The 17294-nt window shown below is 42.9% G+C and carries 18 protein-coding genes; 10 read left to right on the forward strand and 8 right to left on the reverse strand.

What is annotated here, in order from left to right; genetic code table 11:
- Positions 1–12: 12 nt before the first annotated feature.
- The 4 genes from EGI32_RS21020 to EGI32_RS21035 are packed head-to-tail and all read right to left on the reverse strand — an operon-like array spanning position 13 to position 2495.
- The gene (locus EGI32_RS21020; protein WP_255157637.1) at positions 13–462 is read right to left on the reverse strand and encodes a DUF3592 domain-containing protein; all 450 of its coding nucleotides are present in this window, start codon (positions 460–462) and stop codon (positions 13–15) included.
- Positions 463–470: 8 nt separating this feature from the next.
- Positions 471–1343 carry a beta/gamma crystallin family protein gene (locus tag EGI32_RS21025; protein WP_255157638.1) on the reverse strand — a complete coding sequence of 291 codons (873 nt, stop codon included), beginning with the start codon at positions 1341–1343 and terminating at the stop codon, positions 471–473.
- A 13-nt stretch (positions 1344–1356) separates the two neighbouring features.
- Positions 1357–2016, reverse strand: a complete 660-nt coding sequence (locus EGI32_RS21030; RefSeq protein ID WP_255157639.1) for a hypothetical protein — start codon at positions 2014–2016, stop codon at positions 1357–1359.
- Entirely contained in the window at positions 2016–2495 is a 480-nt protein-coding gene (locus tag EGI32_RS21035; protein ID WP_255157640.1) for a hypothetical protein, read from the reverse strand. The genes EGI32_RS21030 and EGI32_RS21035 overlap by 1 nt, the downstream gene beginning before the upstream one ends.
- 288 nt (positions 2496–2783) lie before the next feature.
- Between EGI32_RS21035 and EGI32_RS21040 the strand changes: the two genes are divergently transcribed.
- From EGI32_RS21040 to EGI32_RS21085, 10 genes are all read left to right on the forward strand, one after another.
- Entirely contained in the window at positions 2784–3230 is a 447-nt protein-coding gene (locus EGI32_RS21040) for a YHS domain-containing (seleno)protein (protein ID WP_255157641.1), read from the forward strand.
- Positions 3231–3287: 57 nt separating this feature from the next.
- A complete protein-coding gene (locus tag EGI32_RS21045) occupies positions 3288–3752 on the forward strand; it encodes a YHS domain-containing (seleno)protein (protein ID WP_255157642.1) in 465 nt (154 codons plus the stop codon).
- A gap of 16 nt (positions 3753–3768) precedes the next feature.
- Positions 3769–5103, forward strand: coding sequence for a DoxX family protein (locus EGI32_RS21050; protein WP_255157643.1), 1335 nt, complete (start codon positions 3769–3771; stop codon positions 5101–5103).
- A gap of 10 nt (positions 5104–5113) precedes the next feature.
- On the forward strand, positions 5114–5536 hold the full coding sequence (locus EGI32_RS21055) for a DM13 domain-containing protein (protein WP_255157644.1): 423 nt from the start codon (positions 5114–5116) through the stop codon (positions 5534–5536).
- Positions 5537–5545: 9 nt separating this feature from the next.
- Complete coding sequence (locus EGI32_RS21060) at positions 5546–6052, forward strand: hypothetical protein (protein WP_255157645.1); 507 nt, start codon at positions 5546–5548, stop codon at positions 6050–6052.
- Entirely contained in the window at positions 6027–6824 is a 798-nt protein-coding gene (locus EGI32_RS21065; RefSeq protein WP_255157646.1) for an NRDE family protein, read from the forward strand. The genes EGI32_RS21060 and EGI32_RS21065 overlap by 26 nt, the downstream gene beginning before the upstream one ends.
- Positions 6814–7869: a hypothetical protein gene (locus tag EGI32_RS21070; RefSeq protein ID WP_255157647.1), complete on the forward strand. Its 1056-nt coding sequence runs from the start codon at positions 6814–6816 to the stop codon at positions 7867–7869. Before EGI32_RS21065 ends, EGI32_RS21070 begins: the two co-directional genes overlap by 11 nt.
- A gap of 82 nt (positions 7870–7951) precedes the next feature.
- Positions 7952–8515: a sigma-70 family RNA polymerase sigma factor gene (locus EGI32_RS21075; protein WP_255157648.1), complete on the forward strand. Its 564-nt coding sequence runs from the start codon at positions 7952–7954 to the stop codon at positions 8513–8515.
- A 1-nt stretch (position 8516) separates the two neighbouring features.
- On the forward strand, positions 8517–8771 hold the full coding sequence (locus EGI32_RS21080; RefSeq protein ID WP_255157649.1) for a hypothetical protein: 255 nt from the start codon (positions 8517–8519) through the stop codon (positions 8769–8771).
- Positions 8772–9383: 612 nt separating this feature from the next.
- Entirely contained in the window at positions 9384–10373 is a 990-nt protein-coding gene (locus EGI32_RS21085) for a T9SS type A sorting domain-containing protein (protein WP_255157650.1), read from the forward strand.
- Between the two features lie 314 nt (positions 10374–10687).
- Here EGI32_RS21085 and EGI32_RS21090 read toward each other — a convergent pair whose 3' ends face one another.
- The 4 genes from EGI32_RS21090 to EGI32_RS21105 form a co-directional block, all read right to left on the reverse strand.
- Positions 10688–12046 (reverse strand): hypothetical protein, encoded by a 1359-nt coding sequence (locus EGI32_RS21090; RefSeq protein WP_255157651.1) that lies wholly within the window; start codon positions 12044–12046, stop codon positions 10688–10690.
- Positions 12047–12049: 3 nt separating this feature from the next.
- Entirely contained in the window at positions 12050–13978 is a 1929-nt protein-coding gene (locus tag EGI32_RS21095) for a hypothetical protein (RefSeq protein ID WP_255157652.1), read from the reverse strand.
- An 86-nt stretch (positions 13979–14064) separates the two neighbouring features.
- Positions 14065–16422 carry a M48 family metallopeptidase gene (locus EGI32_RS21100; protein WP_255157653.1) on the reverse strand — a complete coding sequence of 786 codons (2358 nt, stop codon included), beginning with the start codon at positions 16420–16422 and terminating at the stop codon, positions 14065–14067.
- A gap of 558 nt (positions 16423–16980) precedes the next feature.
- A partial coding sequence (locus EGI32_RS21105) for a hypothetical protein (protein WP_255157654.1) occupies positions 16981–17294 on the reverse strand: 314 nt, incomplete at its 5' end.

Consider the following 17294-nt stretch of genomic DNA (forward strand, 5'->3'; position numbering starts at 1 on the left):
GTTGATGTTGGTTTAAATAGTTTGTTTACCAGCCTGGCCACTCTGATTTTTTCCACCTGGTTTCCATACCATGAATAACAGTGCCACCCCAAAAAAAATGGCAAAACCGCCACTGCTCATTTCGGTAAAAGAAAACACGGCATGTTGCGAAGCATCTGCCGGGTTATATGCCACCGTTACTTTTTCGCCTGCGGTATAGTTATCCATGAAGAGCCCGCCCCCGGCCGCTAAAAAGCGGGTGCTGTCCTGTTTTCCTTCGGCCAGGAAACAGATGTAGGGGCGCCTGCCTGCCTTAAAAAAATTACGGCTGCTATTCCGCCCCGCACGTGTACGGGCATGCAGGGCAGTAACGATACCAGTAGCGGTTTTTCCCTGAAGCCTTATGTATAATGGCTTTGCCGAAATATACAATCCCCATGCAGTGATGGCCAAACCGCTGACGAACAGGATCAGTTTTTTCATTACGTGGTTTAATTTACAATGGTAACAGTGCCGGGCTTCATGATAATGGACAGGGAAGATGCCCGGTCATTCCAGTCAGAGTTCCCCGAGAAGAGTGCGTTATCCGTTGTATAAGGTTTATTTTTCAGGCATGGGTGCGAAGTGGTCAGCGAGAGCATTTTGCTGCCCGGCGAAATTTCAAGGTTCTTCCCGGTGTGTATCCTTACCGCAGCTATCTGCCCTTTTATTTTGATGGAGCTGAGCTTGTCGTTAAAGTCAAGGTCTGCGAGGTTGAGCCATCCCCACTGCCTGGAAACCGGTGAGGAGGAAAAACACCTGGCCTCATCTGCAGAGCTCATAGGGCAGGGCGTCAGGGATAACGACTGCCCACCGAAATTGCAATCTTCGTACAGGGTAACTTCATCATCGAGCATATCGAAAATGATAATGGAAGATATTTTATCATTGATGTCTTTGATGCCCGACAGCATTCTGCCCCCCGCATCTTTGCCCCTGTAGATCTCTACTTTCGTAAAGTCTGTATTGTACCTTTTATTATTGTTGTCGGAATTTAACGTATAGTAAGTACCGGCGATATTATCATCTTCAAATGCCACTACCATTAACCCGGTGGGGATAAGGGCGGAAGAAAAAAAATCATTGGCATCCATGCCCAGTTCCTTCAACGTATACTGGCCACGGCCGAGGATATATTTTTTGCCGCCATAACCGGCATGTTCAAAAAACCATACTTCATCTTTGTTTGCCCGGTTCCTGAAGCTGGTGTACATTTCCGCCTGTTTATCCTTGAGGATGGGAACGGTCGGTTTTACCCGGGGTGTCAGTTGGGCGTGGCTTAGCGAGGCCAGCAGGCATAGCAGGAGCGTAAAGGACGGTTTCATATTTTGTGTTGATTTATTGTTTACAGGTGTTATAATCATGGATGATCTGCAGTAACACGGCCTTCCTTCGCAGGTCGCCGTTGTTTACCACAAAAGGGTAGAAGTAGTCTTTGTCCTTGCTTTTTATTTTCGCTGCCAGGGCGGGGCAGTCTTTTACATAGGCGCTCATTTTATCATCGAAATTTGGCGTGAACTTCCCGCTTTCCAGGTTGAATATTTCGTTATTGACCGCACCCGGTAACTGCAGGTAATATTCCACCTGCTTCTCATCTTTGCCGGTAGTGCTGTTCTTTACCATTTTTTCATGCTGAAACAGATCTATCCTGCCTCCGGGAGGAGTAAGCTGCTGTACGAACCGCAGGGCATTACCGCTCCAGAAGTTGCTCCCGATGAGTTTCTTTACGCAATAGGTGCCTCCATTCAGGTAAACAGACTGTATATCCGAAAGGGAATATTCCTGGTAATTTTTATCGGTGCCTTCTGCAAATTGTACCCGGCTTACAGAGCTGTAATTGTCAAAACTCCGGACGCTTATTTTGCCTTGCAGCTGTTTGCCGGAATTTAAGTTTAAAGTGGCAGGTTGGCCGCTCATATTGTTGGCCGAACTGTAATAAGGAGTATTACATGCGACAGCACAAACCAAAATAAGTACCTGTAAAATAATTGGCTTCATCATTTATTTTTAGGGATTAGGAGTTGATGGAAATTGCCGCTGATCTCGCCGGAGGAGATCTTGTTATAACCGCCCTTGCCATTGCTGCCGTAATATTTCGCTTTAAAATTTCCCGATAACAGTTTACCGGTAGCCTGTAGCTCTATATAGCCGTCATTGAGCAGGTAGTTGCTGTTGCCGATAAACATATTGCTTTGTTCATCGCCGCTGCCGAAAGGATACCTGCCGTTGGCTATACCCGGCAAAACGATGGCAATGGAGTAGCTTTGAGTGGTTGTACCGGTATTGATCGTATACCTGTTACCGTCAGAAATTTTAAGAAGCGCCACGTCTGTCCTGTATTCTTTATTTTTAAAAATAAAGGACATCATGCCTGGCTTCTGGCGGTGGGCCATGGTGGGAGATCTCATGGCCATGCCTGTTAAACAGGAGATGAGGAATATAAAAAGATAGTGATGCTTTATAAAACGATCTGGCATGTAGGTATTTTGCCCCGTAAAAATATCATGCAATCCGACCGGCTTTATCCCCCTTTTGAGGGATAGTATAAAAGAGCAATGGCAAGGTTTATTTAGCCGCGGGTTTACCGGTACTCATGGATTGTACGCTTTCCCCCTTTTTTTCTGTAACAGCAATCACTCAATGCCTTCCCTGAATTTTCCGGCTGCCCGGTCGGAGATTTTATTTAAGAATATTTTGTAAGGTTCTGTAAATCCCTGCGTCTTACTTCCCGGATCAATTATTTTTTTACTCAAAAATCAACCGATATGAACCTGAAGAAATACGTCTTTGTTTTCCTTACATTATTATATACAAACATCGTTTCTGCTCAAAATACAGCAGTGTTTGCCACGGATGGTGTTGCCATAAGGGGCTACGATGCAGTGGCTTATTTTACCGACAACCAGGCAGTCAAAGGCGTTGAAGCATTCAGCTACCAATGGAATAATGCCAGATGGTTATTTAAAAACAACGACCACCTGTTGCAGTTTATAGCCAATCCTGAAAAATATGCACCGCAGTATGGTGGTTACTGCGCTTATGGTTTATCCGAAAATCATGCTTCCCCTACCAGCCCCGAAGCATTTACAATTGTGGATGATAAACTTTACCTCAACTACAGCCTGAAAGTAAAACAGCTTTGGTTAAAAGACCAACAGGAAAGGATTCAGAAGGCCAACGCTTTTTGGCCCGGGCTAAAAATCAATCAATAAAAAAACAGATCGGTTGTAAGGAATGGCGATTGTGATCGTATTACCTAAAAAACAGTAATGATGAAAAAAACAGGATTAATGATAATGGCGGCAGTTTTATTGACCGGTGCCGCATTTTCGCAGGATGTTCTCCGCAAAAAACATTATAATCTCGATAAGGGGATTGCGCTCGACGGTTACGACGCAGTAGCCTATTTCAAACAAAACAAAGCGGTGGAAGGCAAAAAAGAATTTGCCGTTTCCGACCAGGGAGTCATTTATTATTTCAGCAATGCGGAGAACAAGCAGGATTTTTTAAAGAATGCAGCAAAGTATGAACCCCAATATGGTGGCTGGTGTGCTTACGCAATGGGCGCCAATGGCGAAAAAGTAAGCGTGGACCCCAAAACTTTTAAGATACTCAACGGAAAGCTCTACCTGTTTTATCATTCCTGGTTAAACAATACACTTACCAAATGGAATAAGGACGAAGCCGCCCTGAAAACAAAAGCGGATAAAAACTGGCTCGACATTTTTAAATAATCATCAACCATACATCGTGAAGATCAGAAACATTTTTTCCCCGGTACTCAGAATTGTGGCGGCGGCAATTCTTTTACAAACACTTTACTTCAAATTTACCGGCCAGCCCGAATCGGTGGAATTGTTCACCAAACTCGGCGTTGAACCGTGGGGACGTATCGGCACGGGCGTGATCGAATTGATCGCGGGCATACTATTGCTCTTGCCTGCCACTGTTTTTATCGGGGCCATGTCGGGCATTGGCCTGATGACAGGTGCCATCCTCTCTCACCTGTTTGTAATTGGTATTGAATCCCGGGGTGACGGTGGACAATTATTCATGCTGGCCATCATCGTGTTGGTCTGTTGCATCGTTATTGCGTGGATGCATCGCAAACAGGGAGTTGATCTGTTTGAAAGATTTTTTACAAAGAAAAGCACCAGGGGCATGAAAGCTGTTGCCATACTTTTTTTCTGTTCCTTGTTGCCCGCTCATAAGATCATGGCCCAGGGTTGCAGCGATGCGGGCTTTTGCACCATCGGGCATCTGAATCAGCAGCAAACTGATAATGAAAACAAGCGCCACCAAAAGATCTCCCTGCTGTTGTCTGCAGGTGTGGGCGATGAGAGTGTATTTGTATTTACACCCGGCTTACAATACGATAACCAGTTCAATAAAAAATGGGCCCTGCAGGCAAAGATCACGGCCAACAGCGCAAATGGCGACCTGGGCAGCGCTGCTGGCTTGGGCGATATTTTTTTATCCGGCATTTATAGTCTGCCTTCCAAAAATAATTGGCAGTTGTCGTTTACCGCGGGTACCAAACTGCCCCTCAACCAAAGTGATCTGAAACAGGATGGAAGATCTTTACCCATGCAATACCAAAGTAGTTTAGGTACCATCGATTTAATTACCGGCATAACGATCACAAATAATCAATGGCAGTTTGCGGCCGGCTGGCAACAACCATTGACCGGCAGGAATAAGAATCATTTTTTACCGGCTTACTGGGCAAGCGAAACAGCCGATAAATACATCCCTTCCAATGATCTTAATCGCCGGGCAGATGTGCTGTTAAGAGCGGGGTACCATTTTAAATTAAATACAAAATTTAGTTTCAATGCCGGGTTATTGGGTATCTGTCATTTGGGAGAAGATACTTATATCGATGGTAATATCAGCAACAAACCCATTGCTATCAAAGGTTCCGGCGGCCTTACATTAAATGCCACTGCGCTTGCCAGCTACCAGCTCAATGATAAAATAACGCTTTCACTAACGGGGGCCGTACCATTTATCGTCAGGGATGTAAGGCCCGATGGATTAACCAGGGAATTTGTAGTGTCACCGGAAATCAGTTTTAATTTTTAAATCAATTATCATGAAAATCATTTTACTCGCCTTTTGTTTTGTTTGTACGTTTGCTTCCTGCAAAAAGGAAGTACTGGCATCCACTGAACGGTTGAATGAAACAGTGGATAGTACCACATCAGTAATTAAATATTCCGGTGTGTTTACGTCAGGCCCCTACGGCACCGTTTCCGGCAGGGCCGAAATTGTAAAGCAGGGATCCGTACTAAAGCTTCAGCTCAAAAATTTTGACGCCAGCAACGGGCCCGCGTTGCACATGTACTTGTCCAAACAGGCAATGCCCATTGATTTTATCGACCTCGGCAGTTTGAAATCTACCTCGGGCAACCAGGTATATGATATTTCCGGGATGCCCGATTTTGCAGCGTATAAGTATGTATCCGTTCATTGTGTAGACTACAATCATCTTTTTGGATACGCACCATTAAATTAATCCGGCACCATGATCTTTTTACAACTTACCAGTCAGCTTGATTCTTTGAAGCAATTATTGTTGACGATGAGCGACCAGCAATACCGGTGTGAGATCCGGCATTTAAAGAATGCCAGTATCGGCGCCCACGCCAGGCATATCATAGAACTGCTGCAATGCGCAGTAAGCGGCTATGAGTGCAACCGGGTAGACTACGTGAACAGGAAAAGAAATATTCAGTTGGAAACGGATCGCTTACTGGCAACAGGTCAGATAGAGCATCTCATAAACAGTATTCAAAAGCCGGATAGTATCTTAAGAATAATTACTGAAGAAAGTGGCGCAGCAGGACTGGAGGTATCCACCACTTACTTCAGGGAAATAGTGTACAATACCGAACATGCGGTCCATCACCTGGCGCTGATCAGGGTGGGGCTGATAGAAATGGACGTTGACCTTGTAGAGGAAGATTTTGGGATAGCCAGCTCCACTATACGATACAAACATTCGCTTGCACAAAATCAAATTACCCACTAAAGCAGCCATTATGTGTACGGTAGTGTTTATTCCAACAACTGATTCCACCTTCTTCGCTTCCCTGAGAGACGAGAACCCGTTGCGCCCCGAAGCCAGCGCACCGGCAATTCGTCTTCGTAACGGGATTAAAACTTTATCCCCCGCGGATGCATTGGCCGGCGGTACATGGGTGTGCGTGAACGACCTTGGCAGTGTTTTTATTTTATTAAATGGTGGATTCAACAATCATACCCGTCAGAAAAATTATACCCGGAGCAGGGGGCTGATCGTACATGAAATATCAGCTGCCCGGCAACCATTGATTTTTTGGAGCCAATTGGAACTGAACGATACAGAGCCATTCACACTGGTAGTGTGGTACCTCGATAAACTGTATCAATTGGTGTGGGATGGGCAAGAAAAACATCAAAGCAGGTTACCCGAAACGGAATGCCATATCTGGTCATCTTCCACTTTATACAACAGCGGGGCCAGGCTTTACCGTACCGGGTTGTTTAATGAATGGGCAATGGCCGGTCATGTTATTTCCTGTGAATCTATTTTGGATTTTTTCAGGTCTTATACAGATGCTACCAATGGCTTCATCATGAATAGAAATGAAGTGGTTAAAACCCTGAGTTATTCTTTCATTGAAATAACCGGCAATAAAAAAGCGCTGATGCATTATTTGCAGTTGCCCGATAAATTGACCATGACTGAATTGAATTTTAAACATCATGCACCTGTTCAACATCAATTGGAAACAGTAACAGACCGCGATAATGAATTTTAATATAAAACGTTTTTTTGTAAGGTTAACCAACTGGGAATACTGGCCCTTTGCGGCGGTGTATGGACCCATCCTGCCGGTTTATTTTTGGTATGCTTTGCGGTCCAGGAGTTTTTTCTTTTTCTCTACCTCCAATCCCGCAATTAAAAATGCCGGCTTCGACATGGAAAGTAAATTTGAAATTGACCGCATCGTTCCGGCTAATTACAGGCCGGAGTCTGTTTATTTTGAACCGTCAACTTCTTTCGATCTCATTCAGCAAAAAATAACAGATGCTGAATTTGTATATCCTTTGATCATAAAACCTGATATTGGTGGTAAGGGCAGGGGTGTAACGAAAGTTTACAATGCCGCCGAACTCCGGTCTTCGGCAGCTGCATTTTCTGTTCCATTTATTATTCAGCCTTTTGTTGATCTTGAAAACGAGATAGGGTTATTCTTTGTAAAGGTTCCCGGAAGCGATAAAGGAAAAATTACCGGCATCGTTAAAAAAGAATTTTTGAAAGTTACCGGCGACGGCATTCACTCTACGCTGCAATTACTTCAGCAGAACAGTCGTTATTTATTACAGATACCGGTGTTAACAAAAACGGCCGCTATCCGTTTCGATCGTATCATTCCGGCCGGAGAAACAGAAATCCTGGTGCCTTATGGCAATCATGCCCGCGGCAGTTTGTTTCTCGATCATTCGCACCTGGTAACACCACAACTGGAAGCTACCTTCAATGAAGTTGCTTCGGGCATAAAGGGGTTTTATTATGGCCGGATGGATATACGGTACAATACCTGGGCGGAACTGGAAGCCGGAAAAAACTTCAGCATCATAGAATTAAACGGGGCAGGCAGTGAGCCCACCCATATTTATGATCCTCAACATTCTTTGTTTTTTGCCTGGAAAGAAATTATCCGGCATTGGAGATTACTGTGGCAGGTAAGCACGGCTGGAAAAAGATGGCACCGGTTGAATTATATGAGTTTGAGGGAAGGGCTGCAGATGTTTAAAGAAAAGAAGGATTATGTAAGAAAATGTGTTGCACGGCCCGGTTGATCAACTATGCTGCCGGTAAATTATCATTACATTTACTTTGAAACTATATGAAGTAATAAATGTTGTTGAATTATTTGATTTTATGAAACTAACAAGGGACTTTGATCCTGACGCGTGGGTAGACAATTATTCGGATGAATTGTATCGCTATGCCCTTTCAAGAGTGAGTGATAAAGGTTTTGCCGAAGATATTGTGCAGGATACTTTTTTAAGCGCCTGGCGCTCGCGGGAAACCTATGCCGAAAACGCTTCCGAAAAAAACTGGTTGTATGCTATTTGCAAAAATAAGATCATCGACCATTTCAGGAAAGTATCCGGCAATGCCATTCATTTATCGTCTGCGGAAGAAGATATTTATTTTGATGAATCAGAACACTGGCGGGCCAATGCTTCACCAAAAAACTGGCCGGTTGATTACCATCAATATATCGAGACCAAAGAGTTTTATACCGTTCTGGAAGGTTGCAGAAAAAAGTTGAAGAGCGTGCAGCAATCGGTTTTTGTGATGAAATTTATGGAAGAACTGGAACCGGATCATATTTGTGCCACATTAAATATTACTTCCTCCAACTATTGGGTGCTGATACATCGTTGCAAATTACATTTGCGCAGTTGCCTGGAGAAAAACTGGTTAAATATACAGTAGGATGCTAAAGAAATTAATCAATATCAGTTGCCGTAAAGCAACTTTTCTGTCCGGCAAAAAAGAAGCCGGTGTCATTTCTTTTGGCGACCTGGTCAAACTGAAATTGCATCATGCCGTATGCGACGGGTGTAAACGCTTTGAGCAGCAAACTTCTTTTTTTGGAAAAAATGCCAAAGGGCATCAGCACTTCTCCGATGCCCTATCCACCGAAAAAAAGCAGCAGATGAAGCAACTGATCAAGGATGCACAGGCTTGAGTTACTTCAAAAATGAAACAATCCCTTCCCGCTCAAAAATAAAATAGAGTATAGGAAACTAAACGGGTAATGGCAGGCTTACCACCACTCGTATACGTGTCGGCGTAACTTTAAATTTTCCTGTCGACACGTTTTGTGTCGGAACACTTTAAAATTTAATGGCCGACACGTTTTGTGTCGCTTCGTTTTTTTATGCGTATGCGGACACACAGTTGCGTATCGGATGATCAATGAGCCGGGCATGGAGGTAACCAGTTTTTTATTCAATTTCGAACCCGTACTGCACTAATCATTTTCCGCGGGTATTGTGGCCGGAACGCCTGCTCATGGTTTACAACAATTCAGGTTACATTTTATTATGATTATTTAAAATAATTTATATATGTTTACCGTATGAAAAACCTATATCTACTACTGCTTTTGTTGACATTTTGTGCTGGTGCAAATGCCCAGACGCAATTTTGGAGTGACACATTTGAAGATACCGGGGCTCCCAGTACAGGATCCAGAACGCCTTCCGTTACTTTTTCCTGTGGGGGCCCACCTGCCACCAATTATTTTTTCAGAACAAATGTCGGAGGCATATCGCTCATATCAGGATCATACACGGGAATGCAGGGCACTAAATTCTGGGCGGGCGAAGACATTGACTTTGGTACCACCTGCACCAATGCAAGCGGAAGTGCCAACCAGCAGGTAACCTGGTCGGGCATCGATATATCCGGTAAAAGTGTGTTGTCGTTTAAAGGATTGTTTGCAGCCAACAGCTCATTTGCGAGCAATTGGGAAGGAACTATTTTTGGAGCAAGCCAGGATTATATATCGGTTGAATACCGGATCGATGGGGGCGCCTGGACAAAGGCGGTTGCCTTTTACGCCAGTTCGACAAGTCAAAGCCAGACACTGAAACTGGAGACCACCGGGGACCTGGTAGGCGATGGCGCCGACCTGACCTATGCTTTCACAGAATATGGGGCCAACATCGCGGGAACCGGTTCCCTGCTGGATCTCAGGTTGAATGTATTTGCCAACGGTTCGGGTACCGAAGAGATTGCCGCCGATAATTTCAGGCTTTTTTACGGATCTATATTACCGGTAAAACTGATCAGTTTTTCGGGTAGCAATAAGCATGCGGTGAATAGCCTTCAGTGGCAGACAGCCACTGAAGCCAACAGCCGCCATTTCGAAATAGAACGTAGCGCCGATGGTGTCAACTTTGAAACGCTAGGCACCGTGGCTGCCAACGGAAGCAGCAACAGCATCAAAAGCTATTCCTTTGTGGATACGAAGCCCTTGCGGGGCGTAAATTATTACCGCCTCAAACAGGCCGATATGGATAACAACTTCGAATTCTCCAAAGTGATCACAGTTAAAAATTCCACGGGCGTTTCCATTGCTGTATACCCAAACCCGCTCAGCGACCAATTATTTTTAAATGGCCTTGACGATAAGAATATCACCTACAGGATCACCAATACACTTGGACAAACCGTACAGCAGGGTACCACCGGGCTCAGTAACCGTATCGGTATTACCAATTTGCATAAAGGTGTTTACTATATCCAGGTGGAGCAGCAGGCAATTAAATTCATTAAGCAATAGCCTGGCGGAATTGTTTTGGCCAGTAGGTAGCTTGCATGCTAAACTGTATCAAAAAAATTAAGCCGTTGATATATCGTATCAACGGCTTTTTACTTGTACTATTCTCGTCCCGGCGTGGCGTCCCCGCCAGCCGGTTTCGCGGCATGATGTCTGATAAAAAATAAACCACCAACATATTGTCAGCGTGTAAGTACCCCTTTTTTCACACAGTTGATTGGTTGCTCAATTCCATAGCGGTTGCGTTATTAAGTGCTTCATGTGGTATTCTGTTATCCATTCCCGGGTTAATTGTCTTACCGTTGTTTAAGAATGCATCATTGCCTTACCAGATATTTTATGGTATTGAGATTATCTTTTATGATTAGGGCCCGTCCACCTTTTACGGCTTCAAAATAGCTGTCATAAGTTTCTGAAGCGCCTTTAAACCGATTGGTCAAAGTGATGTTCCAATTGGTTACCATTGATTTTCCTTTATATTTCTGATTGGAAAATTGCTGTGTTCCTACTACTCCCGATGCCTGTGCATGCTGACTTTCATAGTTATTTCCGGGCAAGAAATTATATTCATCAGAAAGTGATGTCGCAGTGCTTCCGGCAAGGTTACCGCTACTTACGTAATAGTAGCTGATAGAAGCGTAATCGGTACTGCTCCATTTGCCTAAAAGATCGTTAGCTGCTACTGAAAATTTATTCCGGTATTGCATGTTGGCGTTTTTATCCCAATCAAATTCGGTATTGTGATAAACACCAAATTCTTTTTCATAGTCTCCTTTTGTATTGCTCACAAACTCAATATACTTACCGCTTCCATCGCTTACATGTTTTTTAAACAAAACGATGTGTACCAATTTTCCGGTGGCATTTTCTGTAGCATCACCCTCCATGAAGGTTATAGATTGCCAGCTTTGGATTGTTTTCCATTCAAAGTTTTTCATGTTCCTGTACCTTGGTGCTACCAACAGATCCCATGCGTTAAAGTCTCCTTCTTTTAAAACGGAATAATATGCATCTGCTTTTTTATTGGGGTAATGTATCAATACTTTTAAACCTCCTTTGGTTACTTCCACCCAATTCTCCTGTACACGGCTTGTCCAGCCATCATCAAAATTAGTGGTGTTGAAAGCAAAATTATCAGCAATGGTTTTTGTCGGTTGTACATTACCGTTAGCTGTTGTAAGATTTGCAGTAGTAGGTTTTTTCAGCTCAATGCTTGTTGTAAACTTTTCTATTGCATCAATATATTTTTCTGAATTGGTAACAGCCAGCACATCCACTGTTCTATTATACCCGGTGAATGCAGATAATAAAGCCATAGCATGGCCATTATTGTACGCAAATGCACCTGCGCCAGCCTTTATTTTCCAGCCATCTACATCCAATGCGGTATCGGCCTGGGTAGGGCCTGTGGTTTTGTAGGGTCCTGCAATCAACTCTTGCCAGGCATCTGTAAAATCCTGATCTACGCTGCCTTTACTGGCAATATTGCGGTACACACCTAACTGGCACCAACTTTTATCTTTTTGGTCAACATAAGTATACACCACAACATTTTCTTTCTGTTCTTTCTTCCAGCCTTTTGGAACTGCGTAACTGGCCAGATCAAATGTTTCTTTTTGCGCTACTGCAAATAATGTTGCATTGCTTAGGATAATAAGCAGGAATATATGTTTCATAATTTACTCTTTGGTTATTTTTACATTGCTGATATATACGTTTACGTTTGCTTCATCGCTGGTTGTATTTTTCCAGTAAATGCTGTTGAAGTTTAAACCCGCAGGAATGGTACAATCCTTACAATCGCCGCCATAGGCCAGTTTCAGTTCTTTTGAACCTTCTGTTTTTTTATCATTAATGAATACAGTTATTTCCCCGCGATTTATTTTAAGTGCCACATGCACTTTACTTTTTTTGTTGGTAAATGCCCTCAACTCATTTTTATAATAATCACCCTTGTTGTAATTATTTTCATTTACCTCCGGTACTTTATTCAGGTCAATATTTAAATACCCCCGGTAATTGTTATTGTTAAAATCATTTTCATTTCCTGCGCCGATTTCTATTTTTAAAGTAGCTCTTGTGGGTGCTTTATTTGGGCCGGTATTTGCATTCCATGTATCTAATACCAGAATGGCAGAACCGCCATATCTTCCGGCAAAATCACTTGTGGCCATATCGTATTCTAAAGTAAAGTTTTGAGGTAGCGGCTTCTTGAGGGTAGTAGGGGTTACTTCATTATTATAACCCAATTGAAGCCAGTTTCCTTTTTGGTCACTCAACGTAGTAACCACAGCATGTTTACCTATAGTGGAAAAATACCAACCTGACGGTTTGCTGCCTGCCGCATTACTTGTAAAATCATCCATAAAATAAACATTGGACGGGAGTGCCACATTTGATACTTGCTTGACAACAGCAGTTGTTCTTCCATTGCTTTTTTTTCTGTATCGTTCCAATGTTGCATTTAGCAGGGCTTCGTTAGCAGGTTTGTAAGCAATACCTTTTATTTTTTCGGGATCAAAGAAATAGTTGTAGACATAATCGTAATTAAAATGTTCCAGCATTGACCGGTACATTTCGTATTGCTGGTTACCATCTTCTTTCGTTTCAATAGGAAACCAGACTGCAATCCACTGAGGCTTATCGGCTTTGCATTTTGCCAGAATATCTGCATCGAGTTTATAGACAGGATAAAACTGTTTTAAATTTTTTGCCATGTCATTTACGGCAAAAGGATCCAGATCAAAACTGCGGATATTTGGCTGCATATCTCTAAGGATAGCTGGCTCATTCAAACTGTTTTTGTATACCTGAAGCCATTTTTTTATGCCGGCTCTGTACCTTTCCAGATCTTTTTTTCTATAGTCGTACGCATCATTTTGTGCCTTTACATCGCCTGGCCACTTTGCTTCCACATCTTGTTTCTCTTTAAGCAACTGGTTGTCTATTGCAGCATCTGCTAACCGCAAATATTCACCTTTGGTTACTTGTAGGATCGGCAGTTTATTATCCGGCACCAGATACACGGTAAAAGAATTTTCGGTAACCCGGGTTAAATATTTTTGTACGTTCGGATGTTTTCGTGGGTCATCAGTTTTAGCAATTTTATCCATGGCAGAGCCTTGATGGCCGTCGGGCTGCCAGGTAAACAGGTACTGTGTTGGCGAGTTCATAAAGTTTATCGCATTGCTTCCTGTCATTGAATTTACATCAAATCCAAAACTGGTGTATTCTTCTGCAATGGGAGTGAAATTTCCTTTTGCATCTAAAAATTCTTTGCTGAAACTCACATTCCATACTCTGAAATCTACACCGTAGGAGTGTGGAGGAAATGAATAATCATTTACATAAAATTTCCTTTTAAACCAGCCCAGACCACCCACTGGTATGTAACTTTTCTTCATCCATTCTATCACGTATTTCATATCCATCTGCGTTTTTACGGTAAAAGTTTCGCCGTGCGACTCATGCACTTTTGGAATATTTTTTATATCCTGTACGCTCCACCAGCCCAGTACCGAATCCTGGATGCGTTGCTCATCGGTAAGCTGAGCCTGCACCTTAACTGATGCGGCTAAAATCATGAGTAAAAGAAAATACTGTTTCATGTTTTTATTTTTTTTTGTTCATCTGTTGATCATTTATGCAGAGGGTACTTAGATCATTTATGGTTTTAAAACTTTTAAGATTCAGATCATTTTACCCTCAGGCCTGACAAATTCCCTTGCGTTACGCTAAAGCCCGATTGCACCGACCAGCGGCTATCGGCGCTTATGGCCACCGAAGGCGTTTCAGGAAAGGGGAGTTGCATTACTTCCGGCGGTGTAATGTTGCCAAACTTATCAATCATGCCCGGCGTGGTTTCCACGTTTGTATCTGTTTCAATATTGCTGGCAATATCACCAGTCACGTTATTTTTTACATAAAAATCTGATGCTCCTTCGCCATCTACTTCCATGCCTATGCCTAATTTATCTTTCAATGAAATTTGTACAGGTGCCGCATCATCAAGGTCGGCAGGTAAAAATTTCAGCTCACCACTAATGCCTAATTCCACGCTGCCTTTTGTAAAACCATTTTCATCAAAATTTGCTTTTACGGTTACGCCCAGATCTTTGGAATAGCCTATGTCTTCCATCTTCATTCCAACTTTTCCTGTGGCTGCAACATTGCCTCCTAAAAATTTTCCATCTTTATCAAAGCTTACCGCACCATCCAGTTTTACGCCTTTTATTTCTACACCTATTGAGAAGTCTTCTACAATACCGGTGTTTAAATTCCTTGTCCACTCTGCATTTAAGGGCGACATCATAGGGTTTAATTTTGCACTCATGGTATTGCAACGCATGGTTATGCTACCCACCAGGGGTACATAGATCACATTTAAAATTTTACAATTCACTTCATCATAATCAGGCAGTTCTTTAACTTTTACTTTAGGTCTTTCACCATTATCGTTCAAACATCCTGTTACATACTCTTCATGGTTTAGTTCAGATAAATGAATGAGGAATTGCTTCTTTATTTCAAGCACTGTTTTTAAGGCCATCGCATCTGTAAGGGCAGCGGAGGGAATATAATTGTTGTCGGCATAGGCTTCTGTCATCCATAACCTCACCCTTTCGTTATTGTACGATTCGTTGGCACTATTGGCCAATGCCAGGTATTCGTTTGCAAGGGCAAGTTCAGATTTGCAATCCTGTTGTATGTTGGCACCCCCTGTGATCAGGCTATCTATCCGCTTGCGGTTGGCTTCTAAACTGCTTTCAAAAATTGTTTTTCTCAGTACTGCTTCGTTCATAAAGTTTACGGCCTTTTCCGAGTACCTGGTTGTTTTTACGGGGTCGTTCTTTTCCATAATGTATTCGTTGGCACGTTTTAGTTGCTTGCTGTACCATGGGCTAAATTGCAGCCCTCCTGCTTTAGCGGTATTCACCGTGAGGTAATGCGCTTCTTCATTGGCTTTTGCAGTAGCCCTGGCAATGTCGGCAGTTACCACCGCTATTTCATTTGCCATTATGGTTCTGAAATTTGCCCATTGATTATAAATACCGGGATCTACCACATGTGCATACGATTTGGGTACCAAAGCCGCATATTTTGCTAAATTAAAAGCAGTAGAGTAGTACACTCTGGGTACATAGTATTTCAATTGTTTTTTATCTTTCTCCATAGCCTGCAGTTTGTCCAGTTTCTTTTTGGTTGCACTATGTTTGATAGATCGTTTTAAAGAAATCACAGCATTCGTCATTTCCCCTCTGGCTTCCTGCAGCAGGCATTTGGTAAAATTTGCCTGCGGATGATACGCATAGATCATAATGGCACTGTCAATATATTTTTCTGCTTTATCTCCATCGCCCATTTGCAGCCATGCCTGTGCAAGATTGTTGTAAATGGTGCTGTTTTTTTTATGAACATTGTTTAGTTTTTGTAATATAGGTATGGCCATGTGGGCGGCACCCATCATGGTTAGGTATGCAGCATAATTGCTGTAATTATCGGCATTGGGCAACAGTTGTATGGCTTTGCCCATAAGGTAAACGGCAGGCTCCTGATAGCCCAAAAGCCATAAACCATTTGCAGATGCAGCCACCATGGCACCAGGGTAAGGATCGTTTTTAAACTGCAACAGAATCTTTTCTGCCAGTTGTTTTGCCTCCGGCTTAATCATATCGGCAATGGATGCATTTGTAGACTGTACATACGCCTCCAGTTGTGCGGTAGAAAAAATAGTTTTAGGGATTTGAGCAATGAGTGCAGTTTTTTTTGCAGGTACCACAACACCCGAACCATCCTGCGTATAGGCATCTGCTAATTGCTGATCACTCACATTTGGCATATTGCTAAATGTTGGTATCTTAATGCCCATACTATCCATTAATTTTTTATCCTCCGGGCTAATATCCTTCATCGCATCCTGCGCCAGCTTCAGTAAATCTTCCATTTCTTTTTGCGTAGGCGGCTTTTCCTTTGGCTTTACTTTTTTGCCCGGCTGGGCAAATGCTGTACTCAGGAAAAGAAATACAGCGATACATACAAAGCAGATTTTCATTGCAGTAGTTTTATGTTGTTGTACGATGAACTTATTGTTTTATAAAAGGAAAAGAGTGTTGTGTTTTAATTCTGTTGGGCAACCGAAGGAGATACATTTCTGTTGTGTAACGCACCTGCGCTAACATGTTGCAGCAAATGTGTAGCCTGCCTGAAAGGGATAAAATTTTTTTTCATGGTAAGTTGTTTATGGTAAAACAAACCTCATCATTTTTTTAGCTCTTGTCCATCCTGTAAAAACAGGATATTTTTTACACACAACCGTTGTGTGCGTTGCACAGCAACCTAATATAGATAGTGTAGAAAAAAGCAATTAGCCACTATACTGCCCGATACTATCCGGGAAGCATTAAGCATGATGCGTTTGGCAGTAAAGTATGAAACGGCAGATACTCTAAAATCAATGCAGCTGTACAATGCAGCTATTGCTTTTGCCCTTGGTAAAAAATTAAATTACCGTACCGGCCTGTGCTATTTTAATCAATCGTTTTTATTGCCCTACTTGAAAAAACAGCCAGACCTGGTAGTTTACTGATAGCCTTTTTGAGTGTATCTCATTTTACAAAGAGTAAAATGGATTTTTAAAGGAAGAGGGATGCGCCGGAAAAGGCCTGGCAATGGCAAAAAAAAAACTTGTACCCCGGCGTGGCGTCCCCGCCAGCCGGTTCCGCGGGAGTTTCGGCTTTGTGTAAAAAATACGCCGTCGCTCAAGTTTTCCACACGGCTGCGTATCAAAAATAAACCATACCGCCCCGGCGTGGTGTCCCTGCCAGCCGGTTCCGCGGGAGTTTCGGCTTTGTGTAAAAAATACGCCGTCGCTCAAGTTTTCCACACGGCTGCGTATCAAAAATAAACCATACCGCCCCGGCGTGG

The sequence above is a fragment of the Ferruginibacter sp. HRS2-29 genome, assembly GCF_024343615.1.
Lineage (GTDB): Bacteria > Bacteroidota > Bacteroidia > Chitinophagales > Chitinophagaceae > Ferruginibacter.